This is a genomic window from Arthrobacter sp. Bi83 (assembly GCF_918698095.1).
In the GTDB taxonomy this organism is placed as follows: domain Bacteria; phylum Actinomycetota; class Actinomycetes; order Actinomycetales; family Micrococcaceae; genus Arthrobacter.
In genome coordinates this window covers 1-16,400 of the sequence record NZ_CAKKLY010000049.1, presented here as the reverse complement: position 1 = coordinate 16,400, position 16,400 = coordinate 1, and the positions used below count along the sequence as shown (strand labels likewise).

Sequence of the window (16,400 nt, the reverse complement as noted above, 5' to 3'; positions counted from 1 at the left end):
TGTTCCGCATGGAACAACACACGTCGTAATATGCAACAGAGTGCTTTCGCTCACACTGTTTTGTCAAGGGCTGGCGGTCCAATTACGTACCTCTTCTTTAATGAGTCACGGGCCCCTTGACAGGTTCCGTGGCATAGATCACTCTGTTGCATATAGCGCTTGTTGTTGCTTAAGAAGCAATTGAAAGAGGGTGAGAGAAATGCAGACACTTGCAATCGTGGGAGCCTCCTTGGCCGGTCTTTCCGCCGCGCGGGCAGCCCGCGCCCAAGGCTTCACCGGACGGCTCGTCATCATCGGCGATGAAGAGCACCGCCCGTATGACAGGCCGCCGCTCTCCAAGGACTTCCTGCTGGGGTCGATCACGGCCGAGGATCTGTCCCTGGAAACCGACGGTGACGACCTCGACGCCGAATGGCTGCTGGGTTCACGTGCCGTGTCCCTGGACGCGTCTTCGAAAATTATTGGTCTGGCCAACGGCCAGGTTGTCCAGGCCGATGGCATCGTGATCGCCACCGGCGCACGGGCCCGTCAGCTGCCGGCACTGGCCGGCTTGAGCAACGTCTTTTCCCTGCGCACCCTCGCCGATGCGCAGAGCCTGGCGCCGGAACTGGTGCCGGGAAGCAAAATGGCCGTCATCGGGGCCGGCTTCGTCGGCGCCGAGGTTGCTTCTTCGGCCGCCTCACGTGGCATGGACGTTACCCTCGTTGACACCAAGCCGGTGCCCTTTGCAGCCCAGCTGGGCATGGAGATGGGGTCGGTGGTGGCGGGCCTGCACACCGCCAAAGGTGTCCGGATCATCTCCTCGGCAGTTATTGAAGACTTCTACGCAGGCGAAGGAAACGTGACCGGCCTTCGGCTGGCTGACGGGACGTTCGTGGCTGCGGACGTTGTGGTGGTCGGCATCGGTGCCGAACCCAACGTCGAATGGCTCGCCGGTTCGGGGGTGGACGTCGACGGTGGTGTGTTGTGCGATGCGATGGGGCGGACTAACGTTCCGGGCATTGTGGCGGTGGGGGATTGCGCTGCGTGGTTTGATGCCGCGGTGGATAAGCACCGCCGGGTGGAGCATTGGACGGGGGCCCTGGAGCGGGCGGCGCTGGCGGTGCAGGCGCTGCTGGATAGCCACGCCCCGGCGCAGCCGTTGAAGCCGCCGTATTTCTGGTCGGACCAGCATGGTGTGAAGATCCAGTTCGCTGGCCACTCAGCCGGTTACGACCGCCTGGACGTCGACGCGGGGGATGCTGCCGAGCACAGCCTGCTGGCCGTGTACTACCGGGAGGACGTTCCCGTAGCCGTTTTGGGCATGAACCAGCCACGGCTGTTCACCAAGTGGCGGAGGAGCCTCGCGGCGTCGGCCCCCAAGCCGGCAGCCGCCGTCGTGCCCGAAGTCTCGACGCCGGCGGACGTACCCGCCCTTGCCGGTGCCGCCGTGGGGCTCTAGCCCCAATTTTCCTTCTTGTTTTAGTTGTTTTTTGTGTCTTTGGAATAGGAGAACAAAATTGTCTGTTGAGGTAACCACGCCGAGTCTGATTCCGACCCTGGGCGGTTCTTTGTATACGGATCCGGCTATTTTCCGGGCGGAGCAGGAACGGATTTTCGAGCAGATGTGGTTCTGCGCGATCCGTTCGGCGGATCTGGACAAGCCCGGGGCGTGGCAGACGGTGCAGGTGGGCCGGGAGAGCGTGCTGATCTCGCGGACCCGCAAGGGCCAGATCCGGGCGTTTTACAACGTTTGCCGGCACCGCGGCGTGAAGCTGTGCATGGAGGAAAAGGGCGAAGCGGCCCGCAACTTCCAGTGCCCGTACCACGCCTGGACCTATGACTTTGAGGGCAAGCTGATCGCGGCCCCGAACCTGACCAAGATGCCGGACATCGACCGTGACGAGTACGGCCTGGCCAAGGTCCACATCCGCGAGTACCTGGGCTACGTCTGGGTCTGTCTGGCCGAGGAACCGCCGTCCTTCGAAGAGGAAGTGATGGGCGCGATCGAGGAACGCCTGGGCAGTGTGCACGCGATCGATGGCTATGACGTGGCGAATCTGTCTCTGGGCCGGCGGATCCGGTATGACGTGAAGGCGAACTGGAAGCTCATCATTGAGAACTTCATGGAGTGCTACCACTGCGCCACGATCCACCCGGAGCTGACCGAGGTCCTGCCGGAGTTCGCCGACGGCCTGGCCGCGCAGTACTTCGTGGGCCACGGGGCGGAGTTCGGTGAGGACATCAAGGGCTTCACGGTGGACGGGTCCGAGGGCCTGGACCTGATTCCGGGCGTGGCTGAGGACCAGGACCGGCGGTATTACGCGATCACGATCAAGCCGACCGTGTTCGTGAACCTGGTCCCGGACCACGTGATCATCCACCGGATGTTCCCGATGTCGGCGGATCACACGATCGTCGAATGCGACTGGCTGTACCTGCCCTCGGTGGTGGAGTCCGGCAAGGACGTCACCGCCTCCGTGGAGCTGTTCCACCGGGTGAACATGCAGGACTTCGACGCGTGCGAACGCTGCCAGCCCGGCATGGCCTCCAAGGTGTACTCCAAGGGCGGCGTCCTCGTCCCCAGCGAACACCACATCGGTGCTTTCCACGACTGGGTCCAGGAAAAGGTCGGCGACGTCCCGCTCTCAGGAGAGGCACTGCTGGGCATCACCGAGAACACCCCGCCGCTGGAGGAACGCGCCGAAACCCTCGAACGCAAAGAAACCCCAGCAGCCCCGGCCTCCTAAAAGCACCGGCCACTAACGGCAGAACCAAACACCCGCGATGACCCCGGACCCCGGTCCGGGTTCATCGCCGCGTGTAGCCCATCTTTCCGCTGATGCTCAGGCCGGCGTCCTGGAGGCCCTGGATCAGACCTGGAGTGTTTTCCGGGTCGAAGCGGAAGGCGGGGCCGGAGATGCTGACGGCCCCGATGACCGTCCCGAAGTGGTTATAGATGGGCACTGCAACGGCGTTCAGTCCGATCTCGAATTCCTCGTGAACAACTGCGTAGCCGTCGCGGGAAACGTCGAGGAGCTGGTTCTCCAAAGTATCCCGGTCCGTGATGGTGCGCGGGGTGCGGGCGGGAAGGCCCACCTTCTTGAGGATCCGGGCCCGTTCTTCCACCGGCAGTGCTGCCAGCAGTACTTTCCCGCTGGACGTGGCATGGAGGGGCGTGAGACTGCCCACCCAGTCGTAGGTGGCCAGCGTTGACGGGCCCATGGCCTGGTCCACGTTCACCGCGTAGTTGGAACGCAGGACGGCGAGGTTGACCGTTTCCTTGTATTGGTCTGCAAGGCTCTCCAGGACCGGACGCGCTTCGTGGACCAGGCTCAGCCGGCCGGGAATGGAGCTGGCTAGGCGCAGGATGCCAAAGCCCAGCTGATACTTGCCTCGATCGCTGTTTTGCCGCACGATCTCCCTGGACACGAGGGATCCGAGCAACCGCGAGGCGGTGGACTTGTGAACCCCCATCTCTTCAGCAATATCACTAACGCCTGCGTGTCCGTCCCTGGCGAGGATCTCCAGGATCTGGAGCGCACGGTCGACTGACTGAACGCCTCCGCCTTGGGCGTCCGGATCCCTATCAGTCCCTGTTTCGTCTCTTGCAGCCATCAGAGGTGCTCCCGTTTTGTCGCCGTGACCAGGGGTCAGACTCTGCGTTGTCCCGCCTGCTTCACAAGTCTGATCCTAGACTGCGACGGACGCGCGGCCGTCATTGTCCTACTCGCAGCATCCGTGAACTGAGGTTTCGACAGGCTCAACCGGCGGGGTTCCCTGTCGTTGCCGGGTGTGGTCAGCCGATCTTGATGGCGGCTTCGGCGTCGGAGAGCGCGGCTGCGCCAGCGCCTTCGGCGCCAACCCATTCGACTGTGCCGTCGCTGAAGAACTGTTCTTTCCAGATGGGTACGCTGGCTTTGACCCGGTCCACGAGCTCAGAGCAGATGGTGAACGCCTGCCGGCGGTGCGCAGCCGATACGGCGCACACCAGGGCCAGGTCGCCGATGCGCAGCGTCCCAACCCGGTGGGCCACCCAGATTCCGACAGGCTGGCCGGCTTCCCCCGAGTGTTCGGCGAGGACGGCAGCCGCGACCTCCGCTATCGCTTTCTGGGCGGTGGGATGGGCGGTGTAGCACAGCCGCTCCACGGCCTTGCCGCCGTCGTGGTTCCGGACCACGCCCCGGAAGCTGACAACTGCACCCGCTGTGGCGCTTTCGACGGCGGCAAGAGCCACGTCCTCAGAGAGGGGATCGGGGCTGAGGATGGCGCCGGCCACTTCTGTACCCGCCACTTCTGTACCGGCCATTGGTTTCCTTTCAGGTAAGACCGGCACCTAGCCCTGGCCCGCCGTCGTCAATGGAGTCGTCAATGGAAGTGCCGCCCGGGGAGGTGCCGTTAGCGCAGGTGCCAGCCGTTCCTGCCCCACATAGGCGTTGAGACTCTTGCCCCGGCTGAAGCCCACGAGTGTTACGCCGGTGTCGGCGGCGAGGTCCGCCGCCAGGCTTGAGGGTGCACTGACCGCGGCCAATACCGGGATGCCGGCGAGGGCTGCCTTTTGAACGAGCTCGAATGATGCCCTGCCCGAGACCTGCAGGACCATTCCGCGCAGGGGCAGAAGCCCTTCGCGCAGCGCCCACCCGATCACCTTGTCCACGGCATTGTGGCGGCCCACGTCCTCGCGGAGGCAAAGGAGCTCCGCTTCTCCGCGGTCGCCGATCTTGAACAGTCCTGCTGCGTGGACGCCGCCGGTTTTGTCGAACAATGCCTGGGCTTCGCGCAACTGTTCGGGCAGCCGCGCGAGCACGTCGACCGGCACGCGCAGCTGGTCCTCATGGAGGTCGTAGGTGAGGGTTTTGCGGACGGCTTCGATGGATGTGCTTCCACAGATGCCGCAGGAGCTGGACGTGTATACGTGCCGGCCAGTGTCCGGCAGTGCCAGGCCGGGACGGAACTGCGCTTCAACGACGTTGAAGGTTTGCCTGCCGGTTTCATCCTCGCCGGCGCAAAAGCGGAGCGACACGAGATCCGCCTGGCTGCTGATGATGCCCTCAGAGACGAGAAAACCGGCAACGAGGTCGAAGTCGTCCCCGGGCGTCCGCATCGTCACGGCAAATGACAGGTCTTTGAAACGGACCTCCAGTGGTTCCTCGGCCGCCAGCACGTCTTCGCGTACCCGTACGGGATATGCGATAGCGGCCTCGGAGCCGTCCAGCAGGTACCTGTGGACCTTCCGCCGCTGGGTCATGCGTGCCACGTCCTAGTCCTCCCCGATCAATCTGCCAGGAAGCGCCGGACGCAGGTCCGGGCGCCACGGGAGCGCAAAGGCCGGAACCGGTTCCCGTAGCTGAACGCCCGCCGACGGAACCACCATGACGCCGTCGGCGGTGGCCAGCCCGCGCATCATCCCGGGCCCCGTGTAGTGGGCCGGTGTCGCCAGGCCGTTGACCCAGCGGAACGGCATGAGCCGTGTGGATGCCGTGTGGGCGTCGATTACCGTGCCGCACGGCAGCCGGCTGATGCCGGCCAGGGGCTGATTGCCGAGCGCGGCCAGGAGCGGACCGCCAATGGTGAAGAGCGCCATCAGGGCAGCGAGCGGGTTGCCGGGAAGTCCGACGACGAATCGGCCATTGGGCAGTTTGCCCAAGGCGGCGGGGTGGCCCGGTCGCATGGCGATGCCGTCGATGAGGAGCCGTCCGCCGAGAGCGGCCACGGCTTTGCGGAAATGGTCAGCGCCGGAGCGCCCTGTCCCGCCGGTGGTCACGACCACGTCGGGCCATTGGCCCATCGGCGCTTCGGAGGCACCCAGTGCTGTGAGCCATTCCTCGTAGGAGTCCCCGATGCGGACCAGTGGCCCCGGGACACCCCCGAGCATCTGGATGATGGTGCGGAACTGGGGGCCGAAGGCATCCCTGACCTGTCCCGGCACCGGAATCCTCGCCGTGACCACCTCTGCGCCAGTGATAAGCATTTTCACCAGCGGTTTGCCGCGCACTGTCAGTTGATCGAAGCCGGCGACGGCCGCCAGTGCGATATGCGCAGGGTTCAGGGCTGTCCCGGCGGGGATCAGCACCTCGCCGGCGGCCGCTTCCTCGCCCGATTTACGGATGTGCTGGCCAGGGCGGGGTTCACCGGGGGACGCCGCGTCGCCCACTATCAGGATGGCCTGGCCGCCTGCGCCGTCCGCAAGCCGTCCGCTCTCGACACGGAGCACAGACTGGGAGCCCGGAGGGATGACGCCACCTGTGACCACCGGGCTGGCCTCACCGGGACCGAGGGGTTTTCCTGGTTCCGTCAGCGCCCACGGGCCGGCACCGTTAACCGTCCAGCCGTCCATGGCGGACGAGGCGTAGTGGGGCATCTCCTGAAGCGCGCTGAGGTCAGCGGCCAGGATTCTTCCGTTCGCCTCCCCGAGTGGAATCCGTTCTGGTCCAAGGGGCGTGGCGCAGTCGAAGGCCAGACGGCGTGCTTCCGCCCAGGTGTGCTCCCCGTCAGCGGCACGCCCGCCGGCCATGCCCGGCCTGTCGACGGGGTGAAGGGTTAGAGCTACCACTGGTCGTCCCTTCGTTGGTGGCTTGGTTTGTTGGATCGGCGGGGCAGCCACGCGGTGGCGGCGCTTCTGGGATTGGCGCCGCACCTGCTCGTTCCCCGAAAGCGGTGTTCCGGCGCTTACCTCCCCAGGTATTCAGGCCTCCGAAACACCGTTCACGGGGAACGTACTTGCCGCATGGATTTGGGGACTTTGTCCCGCACTGCAGCGGCACCATCTGATATTCCAAATATATCTTAAAGATATATCAGAGAACAGAGGCGGCGCCCGTCCGATTTTCGAAGGACCGCCATCACCCCATCGCGGTCAGCGGCCCAAGATCAGGCTGAGTGCCTCCGCGCGGGCTGCCGGCAGGCGCAGCTGTCCGCGCACCGCCGAGGTAATGGTCTTCGCGCCCGGCTTCCGGACGCCCCTCATGGACATGCAGAGATGCTCGCATTCCACCACTACGATCGCCCCCAGCGGCCGGAGGGACGATACGAGCGAATCCACCACCTGGGTGGTCAGGCGTTCCTGCACCTGCGGTCTGCGCGCAAACGCATCCACCAGCCTGGCCAGCTTGCTGAGGCCTGTTACCACTCCGTCCGCCGACGGGATGTAGCCAACGTGGGCCACACCGTGGAAGGGCACCAGGTGGTGCTCGCAGGTTGAGTAGAAAGGAATGTCCTTAATCAGGACCAGTTCCTCATGTCCTAGGTCGAATGTCCTGTCCAGTACAGTGGCTGGATCCTCGTGGAGGCCGCCGTACATTTCCACTGCGGCGCGGGCCACGCGTGCCGGAGTCTCAGCCAGGCCAGGCCTGTCGGGGTCCTCGCCGACGGCCAAAAGGAACTCCCGGACCGCCCGCTCCACCCGCGGGCGGTCCACCCCCTTGCGGCGCAGCAAGGTATCAGGGGCATCAAGCATGAAGCCGCGCTCCTGCCGGTTCCAGCCGCACGACGACGGACTTGGACGTCGGGGTGCCGCTGGTGTCAGCGACGGAGTCCAGCGGCACCAGCACGTTGGTTTCCGGGTAGTACGAGGCTGCGCAACCCTTGGGCGTCGAGTAGCTTACGATGCGGAAATCCTCCGCCCTGCGCTCTGTTCCCCGGAACTCTGAAACCAGGTCCACCATGTCCCCGTCCGCGTAGCCCATCTCGGCTATGTCCGCCTCGTTGACCAGCACCACGCGCCGGCCTCCGTGAATTCCGCGGTATCGGTCGTCCTTGCCGTAGATGGTGGTGTTGTACTGGTCGTGTGAACGAAGGGTCTGCAGGATCAGCCGGCCGGGCGGGACCCGAAGGTACTCCAGGGCATTCGACGTGAAGTGCGCCTTGCCGGACAGTGTCTTGAATTCCCTTTTGTCCCGCGGCGGGTGGGGCAGAACGAAACCGCCGGGGTGCTGGATTCTCTCCTCGAAATTCTCGAAGCCATCAAAGACAGCTTCGATGTGCTGCCTGATCAGGGAGTAGTCATCCCGGAGGGAGAGCCAGTCGGCTGCCGGCGTGTTGGAAAGGGGGAGGCCGGCGTCGGTGAACACTTTGTGCGCGAGGTTGCAGACGATGGCGACCTCGGACATTAGGTGCTCGCTGGCGGGCTTGAGCCGGCCGCGGGATGCATGGACAGCGCTCATGGAATCCTCCACGGTAACCCTCTGGTCGCCGGACCGCTGGGTATCCCGCTCAGTGCGGCCCAGCGTTGGGAGAATCAGGGCGCGTTTTCCTGTCGAAAGGTGCGAGTGATTCAGTTTCGTCGAGATCTGCACAGTCAGCCGGGTATTGGCCAGGGCCTTCTCGGTGGCATCCGAGTCCGGAGCCGCCCGGACGAAGTTCCCGCCCATGCCCACGAACAGCCGGACTTTTCCGTCCCGCATCGCCCGGATCGCAGCGACGGTGTCGTAGCCGTGCGCCCGGGGTGAGCGGAACTGGAATTCCTGGTCGAGCCGGTCGTGAAACGCTGCCGGCATCTGTTCGAAGATGCCCATGGTCCGGTCGCCCTGGACATTGGAGTGTCCGCGAACCGGGCAAACACCGGCTCCGGGCTTGCCGATGTTGCCCTGCAGCAGCAGGACGTTGACGACGTCCCGAAGCGTAGGCACTGAGTGTTTGTGCTGTGTCAGGCCCATCGCCCAGCAGACGATGGTCGACCCTGATGCCAGGAGGCGTTCACCGGTGGCGGCGATCTGTTCCATGGTCAGCCCGGTCGCCTCGACGATTTCGTCCCACTGCACCTGTTCCAACTGCGAAAGGTAGGACTCCACGCCGACCGTATGGTTCTTGATGAAGTCGTGGTCAAGGACCGTTGTCAAGCCCGGGCTGTTCCTGCCTGCACGTTCTGCTTCCAGCAGGTATTTCCCAAGACCCTGGAAGAGTGCCTGGTCGCCACCGGCCCGGATCTGCAGGAAATCGTCCGTCAGTTGCGAGCCCACCAGCATCCCCGAGATGTTCTGCGGGTTCTCGAAGTGAAGCAGTCCGGCCTCGGGGAGCGGGTTGACGGAGACGATGGCCGCGCCGTTTTTCTTTGCCTTCTCCAGGGCGCTGAGCATGCGCGGATGATTCGTTCCCGGGTTCTGGCCCGCCACGAAGATGAGGGACGCCGTTTCCAGATCCTTGAGGCTGACGGAACCTTTGCCGATGCCTATGGTCTCCACCAACGCCGAGCCGGAGGACTCGTGGCACATGTTTGAACAGTCCGGGAGGTTGTTCGTGCCCACGCCGCGCACAAGCAGCTGGTACACGAATGCGGCCTCGTTGGACGTCCTGCCGGACGTGTAGAAAACGCCCTGGTCCGGGTGGTCCATGTCTCTGAGTTCCTGGGCGACCAGTTCCAGGGCTTCGTCCCAGCCGATGGGCCTGTAGTGGCACGCGCCCTCATCCAGGACCATTGGGTGGGTCAGCCTTCCCTGCTGTCCGAGCCAGTAGTCATCACGCGTCTTCAGGTCGGCAACGGAATGCCTTGCGAAGAATTCCGGGGTGACCCGGCGGCGGGTAGCTTCCTCTGCCACCGCCTTTGCGCCGTTCTCGCAGAATTCCGCTGCATTGCGCTTCTCGTGTTCCGGCCAGGCGCAGCCCATGCAGTCAAATCCGTCGATCTGGTTGACGGCGATGAGTGTCTGGACGCTGCGCAGCGGGCCCATCTGCTCCAGGGATATTTTCAGGGCGCTGGCCACCGCGGGGATGCCTACGGCCTTGGTTTTCGGTTTGCTGACAGTCAGCTTTGACTCGTCGATATTCTCGCGTGGTGCTTTGGAAGCCATTGGCTCTTCCTTCAGATCTTTGCCGGGCAGTAGGGGTGTGCTTGGCCTATGGAACTTCGACCGTGATGATGTCGCCGTTCTCGCGGAAGAACATACGGCGGCCACCCCCGAAGGTCAGAACCAGCCAGATGATGCGGCCGTCCTCTGTCAGGTCGTCGATCCAGCCGCTGTGGGGAACTGTGTAGGACTCCAGCACCGTGACGAAATCGCCTGGCATGAGCGCGGTCCAGTCGGCCACGACCTTTGTGCTGGCGGAATGAAGCGCCGTGCGGCGTGCCATTAGTGCGTCGGTCATGGTGTGAGTACAGGCGTCCGGGCCGCGCGTGTCTGGTCCCGCGCCGCTTCGGCGGTGTGGAGAAGCAGCAGCGCCGTCGTGACTGAGCCGACGCCGCCTGGGACCGGCGTCAGCGCTGAAGCCACCGTCCGGACGCTGGCTTCGTCGACATCGCCGGCGAGCGAGCCGTCGGAAAGCACATTGGTTCCCACATCGATGACCACCGAGTGTTCCGAAACATCCGTCCCGGTGAGCAGCCCGGTGCGGCCGGCCGCAACAACCACGACGTCGGCCGCCTTGGTGTACTTCGCGAGAGGGCCGGACTTCGAGTGGCAGACGGTGGTGGTGGCGTCCTTCTGCAAAAGCAGCAGGGACAGGGGCTTGCCCACCACAGTTGAACGGCCCACCACCACCACGTTGCGGCCCGCCACCGGAATCTCAAAGTGGTCCAGCATTTCTACAACGGCCCGTGCCGTAGCCGGTGCGAAGGCGCGTTCCCCTACGGCCAGCAGTCCCAGGCTCAACGGGTTTGCGCCGTCGACGTCCTTTTCCGGGGAGATGTACTTGACCAGTTCCGGGGTTCTGACGCACGGAGGCAGGGGAGTCTGCAGGATGATGCCATTGACCGAAGGCTCGGCACTGAGGTCCTTCAACACGGCAATGAGTACCTGTTCAGTCGCGTCGTGGCCGACGTCGATAATCCTGCAGCCGATGCCGGCGTTTTCGGCGGCGCGCTCTATGGAGCGCACATACCAGTGGGTCGAGCTGTCCTCAGTGGCAACCACGACGGCGAGGGTAGGGCCTGAGCCCTCCTCGGCCAGGGCCTTGGCCTGGGCTGTCGCCTGCTGCTGAATCAGCTTGGCAAGAGGCTTGCCGGAGAGCAAAGATGCCGTCACCGGAGGATCCTTTCCCGCACCTGGCGTGAGAGCGAGTCCGCCGCCAGGACGACTTTTTCTTCGAGGCCGTCCGTCTGTTCCGCCAGCGAGGCGTGCGCCTGGGTGTCCTTGATGGCCACCACATTGATGTCGATGTTGACGCGGGCCGTAGTCGCCGCTGCCCTGGCCGCGTCGGCGGCTGCGGCAATGTCGCTGATGACGTTCGGGTTCGCAATATCCAGAAGTTCAGCGGCGAGCTCCACGACAGCGCCCGCCAGCTTGATCAGACGGACCGGCGGTTGGGCGGCCTGAACAAGTGCGTTTTGGATGGCGGCCGCACGCGTCTCACGGTCGGCCTCGCTTGCCGCCGGCAGCTTGTAAGAGGTGATGACGGCTTTGAAGGCGGCTTCGTCGGCGTCGGCCAGCTCCAACGTCTCGCCGGTGAGCCGGTCGGCTGCGGCAATGATTCTGGACGTCGTCTGTGCGTGCTGCTCATATTTGCCGCCGCTGCTGAACCTGGCCACCATGGCCACCAGGGCTGCACCTTGCGCAGCATGGAGCGCTGCGGCCGCGCCGCCACCAGGGGTGGGCCTCCGTGAAGCAAGCCTGCCGAGGTAGTCATTAAGTGTTTCTGAACCGATCATTTTTCCATTCCTGGGCTGGTTGAGGCTGGGGGCGGAACGGGGGCTGCACGCAGCCCGGCTCCCGTTGCGAGGATGAGCCGGGCTGCGTGCCCCCAAATGGCCTTGCGGGCTGATTACCCGCGGAGCCTGGTCATCTTCGGGTCGTACAGGGGCTCTTCCGAAACGGTGGCCCTGATACGCCGTCCGAAGTATTCGATCTCGACGGCATCGCCGACGGAAACGGTGGCCGGAAGGTAGGCGTAGGCAATCGGCTTGGCCACGGTGTATCCGTAAGCGGCGCTGGTCACGTAACCGACTGCCTGCTCCTTGTAGAAAACGGGTTCCTTGCCCAGGACGATGGACCGGCCGTCGTCGATGGTCAGGCAGCGCAGCCGCCGGGCGGAGCCCTCCTCGGTCCGGCCCTCGAGCGCGCCCTTGCCGATGAAGCTGTCTTTGGACATCTTCACGGCGAACCCGAGACCCGCTTCGAAGGGGTCGTGCTCCGTGGTCATGTCCGTTCCCCAGGAGCGGTAGCCCTTTTCGAGGCGGAGGGAACTGAATGCCGCCCGTCCGGCCGCGATGACGCCAAAGGGCTGTCCTGCCTGCCAGAGCGCATCCCACAGCTTCTGTCCGTTGTCGGCGCTGGTGTACAGTTCCCAGCCAAGTTCGCCAACATAGGACAAACGCATGGCCGTGACCGGGACCCCGCCAATGACAACGCTCTTGGCCCGGAAGTACTTCAGGCCGTCGTTGGAGAAGTCATCCTCGCTGACCCCGCTGACCAGGTCGCGGGCCAAAGGCCCCCACAGGCCGATGCAGCAGGTGCCTCCCGTGGTGTCGCGCACCTGGACCCAATCAGCGGCGGACCCGCTTTGCGTCTGGTGCCGGGCTGCCCTCGTGAAGTAGGCGGTGTCGATGTTGCCGTTGGCTCCGAGCTGGAAGGTGTCCTCGCTCAGGCGGGCTACTGTGATGTCGCTCCGCACACCACCTGCGTGGTCGAGCAGAAGCGTGTAGGTGACGGCCCCCGGCTTCTTGTTCAGGTCCGCAGTTGTCAGCTCCTGAAGCAGCTTCAGGGCTCCGGGACCGGACACTTCCAGCCGTTTGAGCGGCGTCATGTCATACATTGCGACTGCGGTGCGGGTCTTCCACGCTTCAGCGGCAGCAATGGGGGAGCTGAACATCTGGGACCAGGTGTCCCGGGCCGGCGGCAGCCATTCCGCCGGCATCTCCTTGAGGAGGGCGGCATTTGATTCGAACCAGTAGGGCCGCTCCCAGCCGCCGGACTCCAGGAAGAAGCCCCCCAGCTCCTTGTGCCGGGCGTGGAACGGGCTGACGCGAAGGTTGCGCGGGGAGAGGCGGGGCTGGAGCGGGTGGAGGACGTCGTAAATTTCCACGAAGTTCTGCTGCGAGGTCTCGCTGACGTATTCGGGGGTGAGCTGGACGTCCTCGAAGCGGGTGATGTCGCATTCACCCAGGTCGGTTTCGGACTTGCCCGTGGTCAGCAGTTCGGCCATCGCCTTGGCAACGCCGGCCGAGTGCGTGACCCAGACCGCTTCAGCGACAAAGAAGCCGTCGAGTTCCTTGGACTCCCCAAGGAGCGGTCCGCCGTCGGGGGTGAAGGAGAAGATGCCGTTAAAGCCATCCTCGATTTCGCTCTTCGCCAGTCCGGGAAGGAGCTCCTTCGAGGCCTCCCAAGCCGGCAGGAAGTCCTCCAGCGTGAAGTCGAGGCGGGACGGCATGTTGTGTTCGCTGACGCTCTCGGGGGCGTAGGTTCCCAGAGTGTCGACGTCGACGGGCATGGGGCGGTGGGCATAGGAGCCGATGCCGTAGCGTTCGCCGTGTTCGCGGTAGTAGAGGTCCTGGTCCTGGTGGCGCAGGATGGGCAGCGTGGCTCCGTTGGGCAGTTCATTGCGGCCGTTCAGCTCGGGCACGGCAGTGGTCTTCACGTACTGGTGGGCCAGCGGGAGCAGGGGAACGGACATGCCGATCATGGCGCCGATCTTGGCTCCCCAAAAGCCGGCGCATGAGATGACGATGTCGGCCGGAATGACGCCCTCGGAGGTCTCGACGCCGGTAACCCGCCGTCCGGACTGTTCGATTCCTGTCACGGCCGTGGAGCCACGGTACTTGACTCCCGCCGCCTCTGTGCGTTTGATCAGCAGCTGAACGGCGCGTGCGGCACTTGCCAGGCCGTCACTTGGAACGTGGAGGCCGCCGAGAATGTTCTCCTCGTTCAGGAGCGGGTAGAGCTCCTTGCACTCGGCAGAGGAGAGAATACTTCCTTCGATTCCCCAGGAGGAGGCATAGCCCAGCTTCCGCTTCAGGTCAGCGAGACGGGTTTCGGTGGTCGCGATTTCCAGGCCGCCCACCTGGTTGAAGCAGCTGACGCCGTCCTCTGTAAGGGACAGCAGCTTCTCCACTGTGTACTTGGCGAAGGACGCCATGGTCTTGGAGGGATTCGTCTGGAACACCAGGCCCGGAGCGTGGGAGGTGGATCCGCCGGGCATGTTCAAAGGCCCCTGGTCCAGGACTGTGATGTTGTTCCATCCCCGGGCGACCAGTTCGTCGGCGAGATTCGTCCCGACGATGCCAGCTCCGATGATGACAATTCGTGGCGTCGATGCCATGTGGTTTCTCCTGCTGATTTGGGTTGTGGGCTTCTGCGGCCTGTAGGTGGCTGCTTTAGCGGAAGACGATTGTGCTGGCCTGGTCTATCAGCACACGGTGTTCGCAGTGCCAGCGAACGGCTCGCGCCAGGGCCAGGGCCTCAGCGTCCTGGCCGATGGTGGAGAGCGTGGTCGGCCTGAAACTGTGATCGACGCGGATGACTTCCTGCTCGATGATCGGGCCCTCGTCGAGGTCGGCCGTGACGTAGTGGGCGGTTGCGCCCACAAGCTTGACTCCGCGGTCGTAGGCCTGGTGGTAGGGGCGTGCTCCCTTGAATCCCGGTAGGAACGAGTGGTGGATGTTGATTGCCCTGCCCGTGAGCGACCGGCACAGCTCATTGGAAAGGACCTGCATGTAGCGGGCCAGGACAACCAGGTCGATGTTGTACTCATCCACGAGCTCGAGCAGCCGGCGCTCGGCATCCTGTTTCGTTTCCGGCGTCACGGGGATGTGAATGAAGGGCAGGCCGGCAGCCTCGGCCATCGCCCGGTGCGTTTCGTGATTGGAAACCACCAGAACCAGATCGCCGCCGAGGCTGCCGCCCCGCCAGCGGAAAATCAGGTCGTTAAGGCAGTGTCCGAACTTGGAAACCATGACCAGAACGCGCTGCTTGGTTTCGTCGTGCACTTGGAACTTCATGTCGAAGCGTTCCGCGATGGGGTGGAACTCCTCTTCAAGCCTTTCCGGGGCATAAGCCGCAGTTCCGGAGAAGGCAGTGCGCAGGTGCAGGGTCTGGCGGAGGCCGTCGTCGAACTGCTGGTGCTCTTCGATGTTGAAACCCCGCTCAAACAGGAACGTGGTCACTGCCTGAACGATGCCGGGACGCTCGACGCACGACAATGTGAGTACGAACCTGCTGGTCTTGGCTTCTCCAGTGGCTTCTGCCTGCGGAGCTGGCCTGGTTTCTGGGGACGCGGCCACTGCGGTCATGCCTCTCCTTCAGATATATGGTTGACCACCTTATTGATATATCAGGGGTGATGGCCAGCGTATACTGGTGAACGGACGAGGTCAATAGTCGAATTTTGGCCGATGAGAGAGGCGGAGCGGTGGCGTTTGAAGCTTTCGCGGTGACGGAGGCCGGAGTCTCGAAATCCTTGGCTGATGTGGCCTACGAACGGATACGTGACAGTCTGTTGACCCTGGAGATCCGTCCTGGTGATCCGCTCTACGACGAGGGGATTGCCAAGGAACTCGGTGTGGGACGGACTCCCGTGAGGGAAGCGCTGAAACGGCTTGAAGTGGACCGGCTCGTTGTGACCTATCCGAGGCGTGGCACTTTCGCGACGCGCGTGGAGGTGACGGACCTCGCGTTCATCTCGGAAATCAGGGCTCAGCTTGAGCCCCTCGCGGCTGCCCGTGCCGCCAGGGTGGGCACGGCGGCAGCGCGGGACCGGCTCCGCCTCATCGTGGCGGAAGTGGAGTCCTTTGACGTGGACAGCGCATCTGTTGTGGAGACGTTGCGGCTGGACGCCCGGGTGCACCAGGGAATTTATGCTGCAGCGGCGAATCCGCACCTGGAAGACGTGCTGATCCGCTACGACAACCTCGCAACGCGGATTTGGTGCATGGTGCTGGACAGGCTGCCAAACCTTTCCCGGCATGTGCATGAGCACGTCGACCTGCTTGAAGCTGTGATCGACGGAGACGAGGCCCGTGCCGCAGAGCTGGCCCGCGTTCACGTCGATGGCTTCGAGAAGGCCGTGCGGACAGCGCTGTTTGCCGCCTAGCCAGGACGACGGCGGGATGGTGCCCGCCCTTTGAAGCGCGCCCATCCTAACGGGTGGGTGGCGCCGCCCGCTTTGGTGGGTCAACGCTCCCTGCGCAGGTGACAGCCTTAGGAGCAAATCCCCTGTGGCAAAAATGCGCCTCGGCGCGTCAGCCACTGAAAGCTAAGGCACTAAACCAACCATGCCAGATACTTTGAACGGCAAGAGGTCAGCGGGCAGGAGCGGGAACCCTTTGCGGGATGCGCGGGACCGCCGTCTGAACCGGATTGCCGGACCGTCGTCGCTCGTGCTCTTCGGAGTCACGGGTGACCTCGCCCGCAAGAAGCTCATGCCCGCTGTCTATGACCTCGCGAACCGCGGCCTGTTGCCGCCCAGCTTTGCCCTGGTGGGCTTTGCCCGGCGGCAGTGGGACAACGAGGACTTCGCGGCGGAGGTGAAAGACGCGGTCAAAACGTACTCCCGTACGC

General features: G+C 64.1%; 14 protein-coding genes and 1 pseudogene. 4 read left to right on the top strand and 11 right to left on the bottom strand.

What is annotated here, in order from left to right; all coding sequences use genetic code 11:
* Positions 1 to 199 precede the first annotated feature (199 nt).
* Both LQ144_RS18705 and LQ144_RS18700 read left to right on the top strand, forming a co-directional pair.
* The gene (locus tag LQ144_RS18705; RefSeq protein ID WP_230120223.1) at positions 200 to 1,441 is read left to right on the top strand and encodes an FAD-dependent oxidoreductase; all 1,242 of its coding nucleotides are present in this window, start codon (positions 200 to 202) and stop codon (positions 1,439 to 1,441) included.
* A 58-nt stretch (positions 1,442 to 1,499) separates the two neighbouring features.
* Positions 1,500 to 2,729 (top strand): aromatic ring-hydroxylating dioxygenase subunit alpha, encoded by a 1,230-nt coding sequence (locus LQ144_RS18700; RefSeq protein ID WP_230120221.1) that lies wholly within the window; start codon positions 1,500 to 1,502, stop codon positions 2,727 to 2,729.
* Positions 2,730 to 2,790: 61 nt separating this feature from the next.
* On the opposite strand, the gene LQ144_RS18695 is transcribed toward LQ144_RS18700, so the two are convergent.
* The 11 genes from LQ144_RS18695 to purU form a co-directional block, all read right to left on the bottom strand.
* A complete protein-coding gene (locus LQ144_RS18695) occupies positions 2,791 to 3,597 on the bottom strand; it encodes an IclR family transcriptional regulator (protein ID WP_230120220.1) in 807 nt (268 codons plus the stop codon).
* Positions 3,598 to 3,778: 181 nt separating this feature from the next.
* Positions 3,779 to 4,288, bottom strand: a complete 510-nt coding sequence (locus LQ144_RS18690) for a molybdenum cofactor biosynthesis protein MoaE (RefSeq protein WP_230120219.1) — start codon at positions 4,286 to 4,288, stop codon at positions 3,779 to 3,781.
* A 27-nt stretch (positions 4,289 to 4,315) separates the two neighbouring features.
* On the bottom strand, positions 4,316 to 5,236 hold the full coding sequence (gene fdhD, locus LQ144_RS18685) for a formate dehydrogenase accessory sulfurtransferase FdhD (protein ID WP_230120218.1): 921 nt from the start codon (positions 5,234 to 5,236) through the stop codon (positions 4,316 to 4,318).
* A gap of 3 nt (positions 5,237 to 5,239) precedes the next feature.
* The gene (locus tag LQ144_RS18680) at positions 5,240 to 6,493 is read right to left on the bottom strand and encodes a molybdopterin molybdotransferase MoeA (protein WP_230120270.1); all 1,254 of its coding nucleotides are present in this window, start codon (positions 6,491 to 6,493) and stop codon (positions 5,240 to 5,242) included.
* A gap of 342 nt (positions 6,494 to 6,835) precedes the next feature.
* Positions 6,836 to 7,435: a GTP cyclohydrolase I FolE gene (gene folE, locus LQ144_RS18675; RefSeq protein WP_230120217.1), complete on the bottom strand. Its 600-nt coding sequence runs from the start codon at positions 7,433 to 7,435 to the stop codon at positions 6,836 to 6,838.
* The gene (locus LQ144_RS18670) at positions 7,428 to 9,764 is read right to left on the bottom strand and encodes an FdhF/YdeP family oxidoreductase (RefSeq protein ID WP_230120216.1); all 2,337 of its coding nucleotides are present in this window, start codon (positions 9,762 to 9,764) and stop codon (positions 7,428 to 7,430) included. Before LQ144_RS18670 ends, folE begins: the two co-directional genes overlap by 8 nt.
* Positions 9,765 to 9,810: 46 nt before the next feature.
* Positions 9,811 to 10,059, bottom strand: a complete 249-nt coding sequence (locus LQ144_RS18665) for a hypothetical protein (RefSeq protein WP_230120209.1) — start codon at positions 10,057 to 10,059, stop codon at positions 9,811 to 9,813.
* On the bottom strand, positions 10,056 to 10,934 hold the full coding sequence (locus tag LQ144_RS18660) for a tetrahydrofolate dehydrogenase/cyclohydrolase catalytic domain-containing protein (RefSeq protein ID WP_230120208.1): 879 nt from the start codon (positions 10,932 to 10,934) through the stop codon (positions 10,056 to 10,058). The genes LQ144_RS18665 and LQ144_RS18660 overlap by 4 nt, the downstream gene beginning before the upstream one ends.
* On the bottom strand, positions 10,931 to 11,557 hold the full coding sequence (locus LQ144_RS18655; protein WP_230120206.1) for a cyclodeaminase/cyclohydrolase family protein: 627 nt from the start codon (positions 11,555 to 11,557) through the stop codon (positions 10,931 to 10,933). The genes LQ144_RS18660 and LQ144_RS18655 overlap by 4 nt, the downstream gene beginning before the upstream one ends.
* Before the next feature lie 113 nt (positions 11,558 to 11,670).
* Complete coding sequence (locus LQ144_RS18650; RefSeq protein WP_230120204.1) at positions 11,671 to 14,163, bottom strand: FAD-dependent oxidoreductase; 2,493 nt, start codon at positions 14,161 to 14,163, stop codon at positions 11,671 to 11,673.
* A 55-nt stretch (positions 14,164 to 14,218) separates the two neighbouring features.
* The gene (gene purU / locus LQ144_RS18645) at positions 14,219 to 15,133 is read right to left on the bottom strand and encodes a formyltetrahydrofolate deformylase (protein ID WP_230120203.1); all 915 of its coding nucleotides are present in this window, start codon (positions 15,131 to 15,133) and stop codon (positions 14,219 to 14,221) included.
* A 119-nt stretch (positions 15,134 to 15,252) separates the two neighbouring features.
* On the opposite strand from purU, the gene LQ144_RS18640 reads away from it, so the two are divergent.
* On the top strand, positions 15,253 to 15,933 hold the full coding sequence (locus LQ144_RS18640) for a GntR family transcriptional regulator (protein ID WP_230120201.1): 681 nt from the start codon (positions 15,253 to 15,255) through the stop codon (positions 15,931 to 15,933).
* Positions 15,934 to 16,114: 181 nt separating this feature from the next.
* Positions 16,115 to 16,400: pseudogene (locus LQ144_RS18635) on the top strand (glucose-6-phosphate dehydrogenase); the annotation flags it as partial.

Coding starts and splice junctions, on each gene's coding strand:
- LQ144_RS18705 (WP_230120223.1), top strand. CDS start 200: ATGCAGACACTTGCAATCGTGGGAGCCTCCTTGGCCGGTCTTTCCGCC.
- folE (WP_230120217.1), bottom strand. CDS start 7,435: ATGCTTGATGCCCCTGATACCTTGCTGCGCCGCAAGGGGGTGGACCGC.
- LQ144_RS18650 (WP_230120204.1), bottom strand. CDS start 14,163: ATGGCATCGACGCCACGAATTGTCATCATCGGAGCTGGCATCGTCGGG.
- purU (WP_230120203.1), bottom strand. CDS start 15,133: ATGACCGCAGTGGCCGCGTCCCCAGAAACCAGGCCAGCTCCGCAGGCA.
- LQ144_RS18670 (WP_230120216.1), bottom strand. CDS start 9,764: ATGGCTTCCAAAGCACCACGCGAGAATATCGACGAGTCAAAGCTGACT.
- LQ144_RS18655 (WP_230120206.1), bottom strand. CDS start 11,557: ATGATCGGTTCAGAAACACTTAATGACTACCTCGGCAGGCTTGCTTCA.
- LQ144_RS18680 (WP_230120270.1), bottom strand. CDS start 6,493: ATGGCCGGCGGGCGTGCCGCTGACGGGGAGCACACCTGGGCGGAAGCA.
- LQ144_RS18695 (WP_230120220.1), bottom strand. CDS start 3,597: ATGGCTGCAAGAGACGAAACAGGGACTGATAGGGATCCGGACGCCCAA.
- LQ144_RS18690 (WP_230120219.1), bottom strand. CDS start 4,288: ATGGCCGGTACAGAAGTGGCGGGTACAGAAGTGGCCGGCGCCATCCTC.
- LQ144_RS18665 (WP_230120209.1), bottom strand. CDS start 10,059: ATGACCGACGCACTAATGGCACGCCGCACGGCGCTTCATTCCGCCAGC.